The sequence below is a fragment of the Aestuariispira insulae genome (genome assembly GCF_003385955.1).
Classification (GTDB): Bacteria; Pseudomonadota; Alphaproteobacteria; order UBA8366; family Aestuariispiraceae; genus Aestuariispira; species Aestuariispira insulae.
This window is the reverse complement of sequence record NZ_QRDW01000012.1, coordinates 96,471-110,899: the sequence shown is the minus strand read 5'-3', so window position 1 is coordinate 110,899 and position 14,429 is coordinate 96,471. Positions and strand designations below refer to the sequence as shown.

Here is a 14,429-nt window from a genome sequence, read left to right as displayed (position 1 = left end):
AGTGGCAGGGTGACGCTGATAGTCAGTCGTCGCCCGCCTTCAGCAGGGGCAGTTCGCCGCCGTTGATCCGTTCTTCTGCCGGGCTGACATCGGCATCAATCGCGTCGGTCTGGACGGAAAGCCTGGGAAATTTTGAATCCAGGCCTTTTGCCGGGGCGGAAACGCCCATCTGCACCATGCGGCTGGCCTTGGGCAGGATGTTGCGATTGACCGATCCGGCCATCTTGTCAAAGGCCGAAAGGGCGGTTTTCAGCCCATTGCCCAGGCGGGTGCCATGTTCGGCCATGGTTGCGATCGCCGCGACCAGTTTTTCCACCTCGTCGACAATTTTCTGCTGGTTTTCCTGGGACTTGGCGAATTTCAACCGCATGCTGGCCACGCCGACCGCGGCCCACAGGCTGCTGGGGCCGCCCAGGATGATATCGCTGGCCGCGGCTTTTTGGGCGATTTCAGGATCAATGTCGATCAGCTTTTCGACCGCGCCGTCATTGGGCAGGAACATGAAGGTGGTCACTTGGCGGATATCTCGGTTTGTGTCCATATCCTTGAACTGGTTGCGGATCGCCTGGGCATAGTCACGGGTGGTGAGATCGCGCAAATGCTTGCCCATGGTGGATTTGAAATCTGCGTGGATCCGGGCGGTGTCCTCGCCTTTTTCCTCTGCCTCGGCCAGATCCAGCAGATGTTTCGAAGCTTTGGCATCAATCACCAGCAGGCTGTCACCGGGCAGGAAGACCAGGGCATCGGGCCGTTTTCTTTTTCCGTCACCGTCATCCACCGTATGCTGGAGCGAGAAATCACGCCCCTCGGTCAGGCCAAAGGCTTTCAATGTGTTTTCCAGAACGGTTTCCGCCGCCAAGCCAGCCGTTGACGGTGCGGAAAGTGCCCGGTGCAGGACATTCATGGTCTGGTCGGTCACCTTGACCTGGGAATCCAGTGCCGCCACGGATTTCACCACATTGCTCAATTGTTCGGTCAGGGTTTTGGTGGTTTCGGCAACCCGTTTTTCCGCCTCTTTCTTGGCCTCTTCATTTTCCCGCTTATGGTCTTCCAACAGCTTGCTGCTCAGCTTGTTGGCGGCCTCGATCGTGGCGGCCTGGGCGGTGTTCTGGGCCTGCTTTTTAAACTCATCCCAATCGGACAGGCGCTTTGCCGCCTCGGCCACTTCCTGGCGGGAGAGCGCGAGCGCCGTTTGCAGCTCGCTCACCTGCTGGCGCAGCTGGTCGCGGCTTTGATCCAATAGGCGGAGCTGGCCATGGGCTTCCTCCAGCTGGCCTTCCAGATGTTCAAGACGTGTTTGGGTTTCCACAAGATCGCGCAGGGTTTCAGGATCGGTTACGGTGGCCGGTGTGCGGCGGACCTGCAGGATCAGGCCCACCAAGCTCAAGAGCGAGATCCCGCCAAGGGCTGCGATGATGATCCATTCAATACTCATGAATTAACCCCAAAACTGTTATTATCCCTAGGATAAGGCGATTCGCACGATTGACCCAAGCTGCTTGACGTATGGGGGTTGAAACCCTACCTAAACAGAAGAGCCGGTTTTTCGTGCGGAAACCGGAAAAGAAATTGCGCCCATGGGAAGCCGTATTGCTAAGGCTTCTTATGACAGTTGGAAAGAAGAATTGCCATGGCCATTTTGCCGATCCTTGTCGCCCCGCATCCCGTTTTGAAGAAAAAGGCGGAGCCGGTGGCCGAAGTTGATGCGGAGATCGTCAAGCTGATGGATGATATGCTGGACACCATGTATGACGCGCCGGGCATTGGACTGGCAGCGCCCCAGGTGGGTGTCTCCAAACGTGTTCTGGTGATGGATATCGCGCGCGAAGGCGATGCCCCGGAACCGATCCGCATGGCGAATCCGGAAATCATCTGGGAATCCGATGAGACCGCGCCCTATGAAGAGGGCTGCCTGTCTTTCCCGGATCAATATGCTGAAGTGATCCGCCCGGCCAAGGTCAAGGTCCGCTACCTCAATGAGAAGAACGAGGCGTGTGAGATTGAGGCGGATGAATTGCTGGCAACTTGTGTTCAGCATGAGATCGACCATCTCGATGGGGTGGTGTTCGTGGATCACCTCTCCACGGTGAAGAGATCGATGATCATGCGCAAGCTCAAGAAATTGATGAAAACCAAAGCGGCCTGAGCCGGTTTCAAGGACGCAGCAGCAGATGGGAACCAAATGACGAAACTTCGCCTGGCATTCATGGGAACCCCGGATTTTTCCGTACCGGTCCTGCAAGCGATTATGGATGCCGGGCATGATGTGGTTTGTGTCTATTCCCAGCCGCCCCGCCCCGCAGGCCGGGGCAAAAAGCTACGGCCGAGCCCCGTGCATGAACTGGCGGAACAGCATGGCATTGAGGTGCGATGCCCGGTCAATTTCCGTGATCCCGCCGATCAGCAGGCTTTTGCGGATCTCAATCTGGATGCCGCCGTGGTGGTCGCCTATGGCCTGATTTTGCCGAAAATGATCTTGAACGCGCCGAAACTGGGCTGCGTGAATGTGCATGCCTCCCTGCTGCCGCGTTGGCGCGGGGCGGCACCGATCCAGCGTGCGATTTTGGCGGGCGACGAAGAAACGGGTGTGACCATCATGGCCATGGATGAAGGGCTTGATACCGGTGACATGCTAGCCAGTGAAGTGGTCAGGATCTCACCGGACATGACGGCGCAATGCCTGCATGATGAATTGTCTACCCTTGGGGCCGCGATGATCTGCCCTGCGCTGGACAGTCTTGCCGACGGCAGCGCGGTAGCCGTGCCGCAGCCGGAGGAAGGCGTCACATATGCGGAAAAACTGGATAAGGCGGAGGCCAGGCTCTGCTGGAATGTGACCGCGGAAGAACTGGCCCGGAAAGTGCGCGCCTTTACCCCCTGGCCGGGAGCCTGGTTCGAGGCTGACGGCGAACGGTTGAAAGTCATCAAAGCAGAAGCCATTCCCTGCTGCTGCACGCCGGGCTTTGTCATGGATGAAGAACTGACGGTGGGCTGTGGGCGAGGCGCGTTGAAAATCAAATGTCTGCAGCGACCGGGCAAGAAGCCGATGGATGTGGAAGATTTTCAACGTGGCCGTGCGATCAGCCGTGGCACCCATCTGCCCTATTAATTCTTTCGGTCACGGTTTGCTTTCAGGTAACGCTCCATAGTTTGGAAAACCGTGATATAGATTATTGGGTTGAGTGATCCTTGGGGAGATTGTCTGTGCTGTCACTGGTTAGGTTTTTTGCAGGGGTGATCTTGATTGCCTTGCCCTGGTCGGGCTTGCGCGCGTCGGATGATCTTACGATCATGACCGAAGATTTTCCGCCTTTCAATTATGTCGAAGGCAACAGTCTGAAGGGGATGGGCCCCGAAGTGGTCCGAACCTTGATGCAGCGGCTGGAGGCGGAGCGGCCGATCAAGGTAATGGGGTGGAAACATGCCTATGATCTGACCTTAAATGAGCCGAATATGGTGTTGTTCTCCATGGTGCGGACCGCCGAGCGTGAAGGCAGTTTCCAGTGGGTCGGGCCCATTCTGTCGGTCAGGGAATATTTTTATACCAGCAGTTTGTACGAGCAGGATGCCATCACGCGGGAACAGGCCAAGGCGGTTCGAGGTATCCTGGTTCAGGATGGCGGCGCGCATTTCCAGCTGTTGTCGTCCGAAGGTTTCACCAATCTGCTGCCCTACAGCAATGTGGACAAACATCTTCAGATGTTGCTTTCCGGTCGCGGGACGTTGCTGCTGCTCAACGACCTGACGGTGGCCCATCAAATGCGCCACCAGGGCCTGTCGCTGGATCTGATCAAACCAGTTTTGAAACTGGAGCAATCTGATCATTACATTGCCTTTTCCAATGGTACCGCGCCCGAGATTGTTGCTGCTTGGCAGGCGGAGCTGGACGCGATGCGTGTTGACGGCACATTGCAGACGATTGAGGCGGAGTATCTGACCAACTAAGATATTGTGTTCGACACAGCGCGCCAAGCGCTGGGGCTTTTCCCGGTGACGCGCTTGAATTCCCGGTTGAAGTTGGATTTTGTCTGGAAACCTGAGGCCAGCATGGCTTCCGTAACATTGGTTTCGGGCTGTTCGAGCAGTCGGCAGGCTGCCTTGATCCTATATCCGTTGACAAATTGTGAGACATTCATGCCGGTTTGGCGGTTGATCGCCCCGGACAAAGCTTTTACCGGCAGGGTGAGCTTGCGGGCTAACTGTGCCAATGTCAGGTCCGGGTTCTGATAGACCTGTCCGCTTTCCATCAGTTTTTCCAGGCGCGTGATGATTTCCTCGTCCGTGCCGTGGCGCTCATCGCCTGCTGGCGTGGTTAGAGCCGATGTTTCCAGAACTGGCCTGGTACTGGCGCTTAAACCGGCCAGTCCAAGCGCCAGAAGGGTCAGGCTGTTGGAAAATGCGTGGATCAAGGGGGCATAATGACCCTGCCCGTAAAGGTAATCGAGCGCGATCAGCATGTCACCAAAGGCAGATAGGATCAGAAAAGTTCCGAGCAACCGCCAGACCCGGATGGATATGCCGACTTCTTCCAAGCGTTCTTGAAGGGCGGCATCGGGACCGTCTTTCAAGATGATCAGGATGGCGCTGCCGTAGCTCAGGAAGAGGAAGGGAATGACAATATCCAGGGCCGGGGTGGCAAAGACCGCGGTGAAGAAAGTAAGTGCGGGACCGGCAAAATGCCAACTATCCCGGCCCCAACTCAGCCTGCGACGGGCCGCCGACAGGAAGCCGGTGAAGAGCAGGGCGGGTATGGCACCGGCTGTAACCGGTTGAACCGCCCCAAGCCAGGTGAGGTGATAATGCTGGTTGCCTGCAATGATGATCGCCTGCAGGGCACAAAGCCCGATACCGGCCCGCATCAAAGGCGGGATTTCGCCTCGAATATGGGCTCGAGCCAGCAAATAGAGCAGGATCAGCGCTACAAACAGAGATAATGGCAGGACAGGCATGAAGATCAGATCTTTGACAGTGGCGTGCTTTCCCTTCTTCTAGACCCTAAACCGGTTCCGGGCGACCTAAAACCGGTTCAAGGTCGCCGAACCGATCAATTGCCGCTTATCTGGTCCCGGTTTTACATGAAACAGGAGATCATCATGCGTATGCGTACACTGCCAATAGCATCTGTTGGTTTATTCTGCCTGACCATCTCATCGGCCTTATCAGATCCAACCATTGGGTATCGCGAATTGCAGATACCGGCAGAGCATCGGGAACAATTAATCCGGGCCTCCCTCTGGTATCCCACCAGTTCCAACGGGCGGGAGGCGCTTGTGGGGGACAATGCCGTTTTTTCCGGCGGACCGGTGCAAAGGGATGCGGAAATGGCGCAAGGCCGCTTTCCGCTTGTGCTGATGTCCCATGGATCGGGCGGTAGTGCAGAAAATATGAATTGGCTGGCTTCGGCCCTGGTCCGTGACGGCGGCATGGTTCTGGCGGTCAATCATCCCGGCAGTACCACAGGCAATGCCGATCCCAAAAGAGCCGTTCGGCATTGGACCCGACCCAAGGATCTCAGCGCTGCGTTGGATTACATCCTGGCGGATCGTGAATTGTCGGGGCGCATAGACCGGGATGACATCTCGGGACTTGGTTTTTCTCTCGGTGGTGCCAGCATCTTTTCACTGGGGGGCGGGCGGATGGATCTGGCCCGCTATCTGGACTATTGCCGGACCAACCGGAACAGGGCGGAGGATTGCCTGCATTTTGTCAGGGGCGGGGTTGATCTGGCCACTTTGCCTCAGGCGGAGTTTGAGCAGGAATTGGCCGATCGCCGGATCAAGCGCCTGATCGGGATTGATCCCGGATTGATTTTTGGCATGGCGGAAGACAGCATTCGGTCGATCAAATTGCCTTCGCTGGTGATTAACCTTGGCACAGGAACCAATCGGTTGTTCGCCGCCAATTCAGGGCCGGATGGCAACCGCCTTTCGGAGCTTGTGCCGGATATGCGGTATCATGTGGTTCCGGCGGCCAACCATTTTTCCTTCCTGGCGCTATGTAAGCATGAGGGGGCAAGGATCCTGCGGGAAGAAGGCGAGGACCCGATCTGTGACGAGCCGCCGGGCGGCAACAGGGCAGAGGTGCATCGGAAAATCCTGCGATTAATCCGAAATTTTCTGTCCCCTCAGCCGGCGGGGTGATGCAGGTCCGGTGATGATGAAAGGATTGACACTCTGCAAAACAGAGATACTCTGTAATGCAGAGTGTTGGTGTTATCGGAGCGAGAAAACGTGAATTGGCTGCATGTGACAAATGGCGATGGGGCGTCGGATCTGATCAAGCATTCAACGGTGCCGGGCGATGTGTTGCCCTGGCGCGATGTTATGCATCATGGACCGTTTCCGGCGGATAAATCCCTGGAGGCGCTGGCAGAGATCCGGGGGGGATATCTGGCGGGCGAAATACTTGACCGGCGGGAGGTTATTGTCGGTTTCACCCTCCGGGATGCGCATTTCCAAGGTGCCGGGCGCTATGACGAGCTGGTCTTGTGGTTCGAACATGATCTGCTGGACCAGCTGCAGCTGGTCCAGATCCTGGACTTGATTTCTAAGCTGGGCCTGAGGGACGAGACAACCGTTAGTCTGATCTGTATTGGGGAATATCCGGGTATCGAGCCTTTCCGGGGGCTGGGGCAGCTCACCCTGGAACAGGCGGCAGGCCTGATGGATCAGCGCCGGACGGTGAGTGAATCCCAGATTGCTTTGGCACGCAGCGCCTGGGCAGCTTTTTGTGGTGATGATCCATTGGCGTTGCAGAATTTTCTGTTGAAAGCGGATTTTTCCCCTCTGCCCTATCTCAAACCCTGCCTGGAACGGCAGCTGCAAGAATTCCCTTGGATCAGTGATGGCCTGACCCGATCAGAACGGCAGTTTCTGCAGCTGGTGGCGGATGGAACAGAAGACCCGGCGCGGTTGTTTATGCGCAATATGGATTTTGAAACCCATCTTTTCATGGGGGACTGGCAAAGTTTCGTCATTCTGGAACGGCTCTGCATGGCAGAATTTCCCTTGCTAACTTGCCAGCCAACCCCTTTCCGCTATCCGCCCAAGGACGAGATTGAGCTGGAGGATTTTCGAGCCCAGCGCCTTTTGCTGAGTGATCATGGCCGGGCTGTTTTGGCGGGGCAAAAACGAGCCGGAATAAAACGCGATGACTGGATGGGTGGTGTGCATCTCTCCGGCCCGGAAGCCGCCTGGCAGTGGGATCCGGACGGGCAGCGGCTGATCCGGGCGGGAATCTGAAGATGGTGGATCTGCCGTCACCTGATCCTCTGTTTCATCAGCCGGTCAGGACAAGGATCGCGGTATTGCTTGCACGCGAGGAAATCAGTTTCACTGATCTAAAAAATCGGCTGGGGGTCACCGACGGCAACCTGGATGCGCATTTGAAGAAATTCGCGGCCGCCGGATTTCTCCATAGCCAAACTGTTTTGAAGGGCCGTTCCAACACGGTTTATCATCTGTCTCCCAGCGGCATGAAGGCGTTTGAGAGCTACTGTTTGCAGATACGCGGTTTGTTGGGCGGTTGAACCGGCCCGGTTCAAATTTGCCGATGAATATAGTCAAGGAACCAACGTGATACGGTTTTTGCATCCTGTCGGCAATCTTGATGCTCTATCAAATAATAGTGTTCATCCTGTCGCGTGGCGATATCGGATAAAACCACCAAGTCTCCCCGGTCAATCTCGGTACGGAAAATATCGACCGGACAAAGGGCAATGCCGTGTCCGGCAATCACCGCGGTCATCATAAGATTGGAATCCTGGAAAACGGGGCCATGGTGATCGGCTACAGTTTGTTCGGAGGTGCCAGCAGCATTGGCCCAGTCCCGCCAGTCACGCTCATTCTCATCATGCAGCAGGTCGGATCGTAAGATGGCATCGGCCGTTTCGGGTTTCGGGCGGCCTGCCAGATAATGCGGGCTGCAAACGGGCCGGCTGGCGCGGGAAAAGAGCGGCATGCTGTTGGTGTGGTTGTCTGGGTCCCGGCGAAAGGTCACCAGAAGGTCATAATCACCGTCAGTTAGCTTTTCCTCAGCCCGGGCGTAAAGAATGCTTACCTGGATCTCCGGGTGTTTTTTGTTGAAATCGGGAAGGCCGGGGATCAACCACCGGCTGGCAATGGAGGGAATACAACCGACTTTTACCGGGTGAGGACCTTGTTTCAAACGATGGCACAGCCGGGCGAGTTCGGGCAGGGCGTGAGCCAGATGTTCATAGAGTTCCGTTCCGGCGTGATTGAGCCGGACCTGCCGATTTTCCCGCACAAATAAAGGCCGTGCGAACCAGCTTTCCAACAGTTTGATTTGATGGCTGATCGCAGCATGGGTGACGCATAGTTCGTCGCCGGCTTTGGAAAAGCTGAGGTGGCGTGCGGCGCATTCAAAAGCCCGCAGAGCGTTTAGAGGCGGAAGTTTCATATGTTAAAAAAACTTACAAATATAGAAAGTTTTGATCATTTGTCGGGTTCCAAATCTAAGTGATACCACGATTAGGAAGGGTGTTTGGGAAAATATGTTCAGATAATTTACAGGAATGAGAGATGTTTGTTCGCAATTTGGAAGAAGTGGAAAAGACCGACCGGTTTGTGCATTGGGGGAATGGCACCAGCCACCGGCTGCTGACAGAAACAGACGGCATGGGATTCACCGTTTGTCATACGGTTGTGGCAAAGGGCAGCGAATCCCTTTTGGAATACCGGAATCATCTGGAGGCCTGCTATTGCATTGGCGGCAGCGGCGAGGTGGAGGATATGCGGGGTAATATTCACCCCATCAAGACCGGGGACATTTATGTCCTGGACAATCACGACAAACATTTTCTGCGAGGCGGCCGTGACGAAGATCTGGTTCTGGTGAGTATTTTCAATCCGCCCCTTAAAGGAACGGAGCGGCATAATCTGGCGGGAGAGGATGGATCGGCCTATTGATGCCGAAAGATTAAAACAACGGGCATCCCGCGAACAAGAAAAGGCCGCCAGGATAACCGGCGGCCTTGTTGTCTCTTGCTTAAGGGAACGGTGCGGATTAACGCACCCGGCGTCTTTGCTGCCGCCGTGCCCAGCCGAGCGCAAAAGCAGCCAGTGCTACGATTAAGGGAACGGCGGCGATATTGACGAATTTCACCCGCCCTTCCAGTTGCTCGATATCCTGTCTCAGCTTGTGATTGACGGCCCGCAATTCCTTGCGGGTTGCCAGCAAATCCTCGGTGAATTGCTGGATGGTGGCTTCGGTTTCAGGGGTGGATTCAATCACCGCCTGTTGGCCATCGGCCCCACCGCCCTGCAATTCAGCGATCTTCTGTTCGGTTTCGATCAATTGTTTGGACAGCTGCTGTTCCTGCTCGCGATAGCGTTCTTCCGCGGCCCGGCGGATATCGGCCATCATGGTGAAGGGACGCTGACCGGTGCCACGGCTGCGCAGGGAGATCAGATCCGTGCTGCCGCTCATATTTTCCAGCGCATTGACCAGCAGGGAACCATTGTCACCAAACGGGATCATCATGCGTTGTCCGAAAAACTCGCTGACCTGGACCCAGAAACGGTCGACCAGAAGATCCGCATCTGCCACCAGGATGATATTGGCGGTTTTTTCGGTAACCTCCAGGTGGGGCAGGAATTTGGGTTTTTCCTCTTCCGCCGTTGTATCTTCATCGGAAGCATTCTCGGTGGTTTCTTCGGTTGCACCTTCGTCCCCGGTTTCCTCGGTTGCCGCTTCATCCTTTTCCGGTTCCGGCGGGCCATCCGGGAAGGCGGTTGCCAGAGGACCGGAGAAGCGGGCAGCCAGAGTGAATTGTTCACTGCCTTCCGGGGTATCTCGCCAGTTTTTGAGCAGATCCAAGACCTTCGGCTGACGCAGATCAGCAACATCCAGGGCACGGGCCTGATCGCTGGTGACGATCAGGGGGATCATGGTCAGCGGGGAATTTTCCGCCTGCCGGATGATCCCGGCGCTGGGGATCAGCATCTGCTGCAAATCCGCGATGGCCGCTTCGTCCCGATTGAAATTCTCATCCTTCGGCATCAGCCAGGCGGCATAAGGGGCGGGGATCACCTGCCCGTTCTCACCGGCATTCACTTCGCGGCCGATTTTGATGTCGCCCGCGAATTTTCCGGCCTCGATCGAAATGCCCCACTTGTCGAACAGTTTGGTCAGCGCGGTCTCGGAATTTTCCGGGACCATGCCGGGCCTGCCGCCGGCCGCGGTTTCATACCAGGGATCCAGGAACATGACCGCACGTCCGCCGCGCATCATGAACTGGTCGATGGCATAGAGCATCTCGTCGCCCAATTCGCGCGGATGGATCACCATCAGGATCTCCGGCTGATATTCTAGGAAATCTTCCGGGGTGAAGAGCTGCTCGACAGTGAAAAACTCCTGTGCCTGCGCGATGGCGGCCCAGGGCTGGGGTTCCCGGCCCTGCATCATCATGCCGTAATCGCCAAAGACCTGTGCGCCGGTGACTACACCGACCACGGGCAGTTCGGGATGGCTCAAACTGTAAACCAGCTTGGAAAGATCATATTCCAGGAACCGTTCACGCTGGGTCTGGAAGAAGGGGATGGCCGGAGCGGATCTATCCGTCTCTTCCGCGCCGACGATCCTGCCGGTCAGGCCCAGATAGACCTTTTCGCCGGACGCATCCAGCGGCACACCTTGCATACCGGCTTCCACGGCCTCGTCTTCCTGTTCGGAAAAAGGCAACGGGTCCACTTCGCGATAGCGCAGCTTGCCGCCGCTGGCCGCGGAAAACTCGCTCAGCATATCTCGTACCCGGTCGGCATAGCTGCCGTAGGCGGGAACTTCCCGACCCAGGTTGCTGGAATAATAGAATGTCAGTTCCACCGGCTGGTCCAGCTGGGTCAGGATGTTTTTCGACCCGTCGGACAGGGTGAAAAGACGGTTCTCTGTCAGATCCAGCCGCCATCCGGCGAGATTGGAAAATCCGGCATTGACCGCGACGAAGGCAATGACCGCGAGGATCGCCAGCAATACCCGCCGGCTGTTGAAATTCTCTGGCATGGATCAGGCCCCCCTTGCCCGGTCGACCGCGACCGTGTTGGCATACAGGAAAAAGACAATAAGGCTTGCAAAATAAAGGACATCGCGGAAATCGATGACCCCCTTCATCAGATCCTGGAAATGGGTCAGAAAGCTCAAACCCGCGATGAAATGGGTGGCGGAATCACCGACCCAACCGGAAAATAGATTGAGCACGATGGGGGAACCGCTGGCGGTAAACAGGAAACAGAAAGCGGCTGAGACCACAAAGGCGATGACCTGGTTCTTGGTCATGGCGGAAATGAAGGCACCCATCGCCAGATAACCGCCTGCCATGAAGAAAGAGCCGATATAACTGGCCAGGATCACGCCGTTATCTGGTTCACCCAGATAATTGACCGTGACCCAGATCGGGAAGGTGAGCATCAGAGCCACACCAATGAAAATCCAGGCCGCCAGAAACTTGCCCAGCACCGCCTGGGCGGTGGTGACCGGCAAAGTCAGCAACAGTTCCATGGTGCCGGAATGGATTTCCTCGGCCCAAAGCCGCATGGAAATTGCCGGGATCAGCAGGATGAACAGCCAGGGATGAAACTGGAAAAACGGGATCAGATCGGCTTGGTCGCGCTCCAGGAAGTTACCCAGGAAAAAGGTCAGGCTGCTGGCCATGATCAGGAAAATAACAATGAAAACATACGCCAGCGGGGTCGCGAAATAGGCATTCATCTCCCGCCGGAACAGGGTGAGTGTCTTGCTCATGAATTTTGCTCCGCGCTTGCAGTCTCTGCGGTGTCGCTGTGGGTCAGGGTTCGGAACACCTCTTCCAGGCGTCCGCGTTCGACCAGAAATTCGATCGGGGCGATACCATGGGCCTTCAAGGTCTCCGCCACTTCGGCAGCGACAGGCTTGCGGCCCTGAACGGTAATAAACAGTTGACCTTCGCCCTCGTTTTTCATGCCCGCGATGCCGGTGACACCGGAGATGGCGGACTTGGCCCGCTCCAGATCGGCCGGGCGGACGGTCACGGATACCCCATTATGGCGCTCTGATCGCGCTTCAAGTTCTGCCGGGCTTTCGTTGGCGACCACACGGCCCTGATCGATGATGACAGCGCGGCTGCAGACTGCCTCAACCTCTTCCAGGATATGGGTGGACACGATGATTGCCTTGTTGGCGGATATTTCGCGGATCAATTCGCGCACATCATGTTTTTGGTTCGGATCCAGGCCGTCGGTCGGCTCGTCCAATACCAGGACATCCGGATTGTGCAGCAGGGCCTGGGCCAGGCCAACCCGGCGCTTGAAGCCTTTGGACAGGGTTTCAATCGGCTGGTTTAACACGGTGTCCAGGCTGGTATTCTCGATGGCTGCGGAAATGGCCCTGGCGGCCTCACCACCCGACAGTCCGCGGATGCGTGCGGCGAAATTCAAAAATGTGTCGGGTGTCATGTCCGCCCAGGCGGGTGCTCCTTCGGGCAGATATCCGATATGGGACTTGGCCTTGACCGGTGATTTACGCACGTCATGGCCGCAGACCCGTGCCGTGCCGGCGCTGGGCACCAAATAGCCGGTGAGCATCTTCATGGTGGTGGATTTTCCGGCGCCGTTCGGGCCCAGAAAGCCTAGAACCTCGCCTTTTTCCACATTTAACGAGATATCGTCGACAGCGGTGAAATCGCCGAATTTCTTGGTCAGGTGATCGAGTTCTATCATCTTTCCCTAAACCTGTTCTGAAAAAGGGACCGGCGAGCCGGTCCTCAACTGCTTAACACATTTATATGAATGAGTTTTGTGGCCTGATTGTGACCCAATTTGCCCTTTGCGTAAACCGGGTTCACAAGCCGAATTTATTTCCCGTTTTCCGGCAGATCAAGGGGAAGGGCGGGAGTATCGGGATCTTCGCCCGCCATCATTCTGCGCAGTCTGGTGGCAAGTTCCTGCATCAGGTTTTCCCAGTTGCCGCTGTCGGGGCAGCGGAACAAATCCATGGTCGGATACCAGGGGGTGTCGCGGCCTTCTGCCTGCCAACGCCATTCGGGCAGATCCGGTGGCAGCAGGCACCAGACCGGCCGGCCAAGCGCGCCCGCCAAATGGGCGATGGCACCGTCCACGGCAATCACCAGGGGCATGGCCTGGATCATGGCGGCGCTGTCCAGGAAGGCGTCCTGCTCTTCATCCATTTCGGAATCAAAATCATGGACCGGGAAGGGAACCGCGTCCATTTCCTGGCGGCCATCGCCTTTTTGAAGCGATACCAGGGAGACCCCCTCCAATTCGTTTAGCGGACGGAAAGCCTCAAGCGGAACATAACGCTCACCGGCGTCAAAGGGCCGGCTGCCGCCTTTCCAGGCGATCCCGATCTTAACCCCGCCTTCCAACCGCGATCGCCAAGGGGACAATAGGGTGGGATCGGCCCGGAGATAGGGTTTCTGGTCGTCCGGTCGGTCCAGATTGAGAAGATGGGGCAGGCTGAGCAGGGGCACACGCCGGTCCGCGGCGGGGGCGGTTTCATGATCGGAAACAAATTCCGCTTTGCTGTGCGATCCCTGGAGCAGTGCCTTCAAAGATGCCGGGCAATGATAGATCACCCTTTCCGCCGGAATCCGGTTCAACAGGCGGCTGAATTGCAGAGCTTCACACAAGCCGCCCTCATGGGTGACCAACAGGGTTTCATGTGTCAGTGGCTGTCCGTTCCACAAGGGCAGGGTTTTTATCTTTGGATCCAGTTGAATGGGAGGATCATTCAGCTGTGTTTGCGCATTCATGCGGCCCTCCAAGGCACGCCAGCCTTCCGCCCCTTTGCCCTGGGATAATAATGCCAGCCCCAGCTGCAATTGTGTTTCGGGCATTTTTGGGGCGCTTTCCGCAGCTTCCTTGAAATGGCGGATGGCTTCTTCCGCCTGACCACGCAGCCACCAGCCCCGGCCAAGACCGATCCGGGCGGGGGCGAAATCACTGTTCCGATCCAGCGCTGCCTGAAACGCAGCCATCGCTTCCATTATACTGCCCTGGGCCAGTTTCAACGCGCCCAAGGCCTGGTGAGCCTCCCACCGGTCTGGCGCACGGGCGGTGGCGTTATGGAGGCAGTCCTCTGCTTCCTGCCAACTGCCCCAGGATTGCAGGCATTGTGACAGTGCAATCCAGATTTCGGGCCGCTGGGGCGCGCGCTCGACGGCGACGCGCAGGCTTGCTTCCGCTTCGGCAATGCGGCCAGCCTCGAAAAGCGCGCGTCCCATGGCCAGCAAAACATCCACATCATCCGGTCGGGCCAGCAGGATATTGCGCCAGATCATTACTGCCTCGCCCGTCTGTCCCCGTGCATGGAGCAGTTGGGCCCGGTCTTTAAGGATCTTCACAGGAGAGGCGGGTTTTTTCATGATGCCTCTGGATACACTTAATCATGGTTGTCAATCAACGACATTGCGTGTGGCA

At 56.8% G+C, this 14,429-nt stretch carries 14 protein-coding genes; 7 read left to right on the top strand and 7 right to left on the bottom strand.

Annotated elements, in window-relative coordinates; translation table 11 throughout:
• Positions 1-22: 22 nt before the first annotated feature.
• Positions 23-1,435, bottom strand: a complete 1,413-nt coding sequence (locus DFP90_RS19805) for a DNA recombination protein RmuC (RefSeq protein WP_115938690.1) — start codon at positions 1,433-1,435, stop codon at positions 23-25.
• A 195-nt stretch (positions 1,436-1,630) separates the two neighbouring features.
• Between DFP90_RS19805 and def the strand changes: the two genes are divergently transcribed.
• From def to DFP90_RS19790, 3 genes are all read left to right on the top strand, one after another.
• Complete coding sequence (gene def / locus DFP90_RS19800) at positions 1,631-2,146, top strand: peptide deformylase (RefSeq protein ID WP_115938688.1); 516 nt, start codon at positions 1,631-1,633, stop codon at positions 2,144-2,146.
• A gap of 36 nt (positions 2,147-2,182) precedes the next feature.
• The gene (fmt, locus tag DFP90_RS19795) at positions 2,183-3,109 is read left to right on the top strand and encodes a methionyl-tRNA formyltransferase (protein WP_115938686.1); all 927 of its coding nucleotides are present in this window, start codon (positions 2,183-2,185) and stop codon (positions 3,107-3,109) included.
• Positions 3,110-3,204: 95 nt separating this feature from the next.
• On the top strand, positions 3,205-3,945 hold the full coding sequence (locus DFP90_RS19790; protein WP_115938684.1) for a substrate-binding periplasmic protein: 741 nt from the start codon (positions 3,205-3,207) through the stop codon (positions 3,943-3,945).
• On the opposite strand, the gene DFP90_RS19785 is transcribed toward DFP90_RS19790, so the two are convergent.
• Positions 3,942-4,949 carry a helix-turn-helix domain-containing protein gene (locus DFP90_RS19785; RefSeq protein ID WP_115938682.1) on the bottom strand — a complete coding sequence of 336 codons (1,008 nt, stop codon included), beginning with the start codon at positions 4,947-4,949 and terminating at the stop codon, positions 3,942-3,944. The two genes, DFP90_RS19790 and DFP90_RS19785, sit on opposite strands and share 4 nt — an antisense overlap.
• Before the next feature lie 144 nt (positions 4,950-5,093).
• On the opposite strand from DFP90_RS19785, the gene DFP90_RS19780 reads away from it, so the two are divergent.
• From DFP90_RS19780 to DFP90_RS19770, 3 genes are all read left to right on the top strand, one after another.
• Positions 5,094-6,140, top strand: coding sequence for an alpha/beta hydrolase family protein (locus DFP90_RS19780; protein ID WP_147301071.1), 1,047 nt, complete (start codon positions 5,094-5,096; stop codon positions 6,138-6,140).
• A gap of 90 nt (positions 6,141-6,230) precedes the next feature.
• Positions 6,231-7,241, top strand: a complete 1,011-nt coding sequence (locus DFP90_RS19775; protein WP_115938678.1) for a hypothetical protein — start codon at positions 6,231-6,233, stop codon at positions 7,239-7,241.
• Positions 7,242-7,243: 2 nt separating this feature from the next.
• Positions 7,244-7,528 carry a transcriptional regulator gene (locus DFP90_RS19770; protein ID WP_115938676.1) on the top strand — a complete coding sequence of 95 codons (285 nt, stop codon included), beginning with the start codon at positions 7,244-7,246 and terminating at the stop codon, positions 7,526-7,528.
• A gap of 11 nt (positions 7,529-7,539) precedes the next feature.
• Here the strand turns inward: DFP90_RS19770 and DFP90_RS19765 are convergent, their stop codons facing one another.
• Positions 7,540-8,418, bottom strand: coding sequence for a LysR substrate-binding domain-containing protein (locus tag DFP90_RS19765; protein ID WP_115938673.1), 879 nt, complete (start codon positions 8,416-8,418; stop codon positions 7,540-7,542).
• Positions 8,419-8,540: 122 nt separating this feature from the next.
• On the opposite strand from DFP90_RS19765, the gene DFP90_RS19760 reads away from it, so the two are divergent.
• Positions 8,541-8,927 carry an ectoine synthase gene (locus DFP90_RS19760; RefSeq protein ID WP_115938671.1) on the top strand — a complete coding sequence of 129 codons (387 nt, stop codon included), beginning with the start codon at positions 8,541-8,543 and terminating at the stop codon, positions 8,925-8,927.
• A gap of 97 nt (positions 8,928-9,024) precedes the next feature.
• On the opposite strand, the gene DFP90_RS19755 is transcribed toward DFP90_RS19760, so the two are convergent.
• The 4 genes from DFP90_RS19755 to DFP90_RS19740 form a co-directional block, all read right to left on the bottom strand.
• Complete coding sequence (locus tag DFP90_RS19755) at positions 9,025-11,019, bottom strand: GldG family protein (protein ID WP_115938669.1); 1,995 nt, start codon at positions 11,017-11,019, stop codon at positions 9,025-9,027.
• 3 nt (positions 11,020-11,022) lie between these two features.
• Positions 11,023-11,757: an ABC transporter permease subunit gene (locus DFP90_RS19750; protein WP_115938667.1), complete on the bottom strand. Its 735-nt coding sequence runs from the start codon at positions 11,755-11,757 to the stop codon at positions 11,023-11,025.
• A complete protein-coding gene (locus DFP90_RS19745) occupies positions 11,754-12,710 on the bottom strand; it encodes an ABC transporter ATP-binding protein (RefSeq protein ID WP_115938665.1) in 957 nt (318 codons plus the stop codon). The genes DFP90_RS19750 and DFP90_RS19745 overlap by 4 nt, the downstream gene beginning before the upstream one ends.
• A 134-nt stretch (positions 12,711-12,844) precedes the next feature.
• The gene (locus DFP90_RS19740; RefSeq protein WP_115938663.1) at positions 12,845-14,374 is read right to left on the bottom strand and encodes a tetratricopeptide repeat protein; all 1,530 of its coding nucleotides are present in this window, start codon (positions 14,372-14,374) and stop codon (positions 12,845-12,847) included.
• Positions 14,375-14,429: the final 55 nt, after the last annotated feature.

Bases quoted from the DNA above. Each gene is read 5' to 3' on its own strand.
- DFP90_RS19805 (WP_115938690.1), bottom strand. From the start codon at position 1,435: ATGAGTATTGAATGGATCATCATCGCAGCCCTTGGCGGGATCTCGCTC.
- def (WP_115938688.1), top strand. From the start codon at position 1,631: ATGGCCATTTTGCCGATCCTTGTCGCCCCGCATCCCGTTTTGAAGAAA.
- fmt (WP_115938686.1), top strand. From the start codon at position 2,183: ATGACGAAACTTCGCCTGGCATTCATGGGAACCCCGGATTTTTCCGTA.
- DFP90_RS19785 (WP_115938682.1), bottom strand. From the start codon at position 4,949: ATGCCTGTCCTGCCATTATCTCTGTTTGTAGCGCTGATCCTGCTCTAT.
- DFP90_RS19780 (WP_147301071.1), top strand. From the start codon at position 5,094: ATGCGTATGCGTACACTGCCAATAGCATCTGTTGGTTTATTCTGCCTG.
- DFP90_RS19770 (WP_115938676.1), top strand. From the start codon at position 7,244: ATGGTGGATCTGCCGTCACCTGATCCTCTGTTTCATCAGCCGGTCAGG.
- DFP90_RS19765 (WP_115938673.1), bottom strand. From the start codon at position 8,418: ATGAAACTTCCGCCTCTAAACGCTCTGCGGGCTTTTGAATGCGCCGCA.
- DFP90_RS19760 (WP_115938671.1), top strand. From the start codon at position 8,541: ATGTTTGTTCGCAATTTGGAAGAAGTGGAAAAGACCGACCGGTTTGTG.
- DFP90_RS19755 (WP_115938669.1), bottom strand. From the start codon at position 11,019: ATGCCAGAGAATTTCAACAGCCGGCGGGTATTGCTGGCGATCCTCGCG.
- DFP90_RS19750 (WP_115938667.1), bottom strand. From the start codon at position 11,757: ATGAGCAAGACACTCACCCTGTTCCGGCGGGAGATGAATGCCTATTTC.
- DFP90_RS19745 (WP_115938665.1), bottom strand. From the start codon at position 12,710: ATGATAGAACTCGATCACCTGACCAAGAAATTCGGCGATTTCACCGCT.
- DFP90_RS19740 (WP_115938663.1), bottom strand. From the start codon at position 14,374: ATGAAAAAACCCGCCTCTCCTGTGAAGATCCTTAAAGACCGGGCCCAA.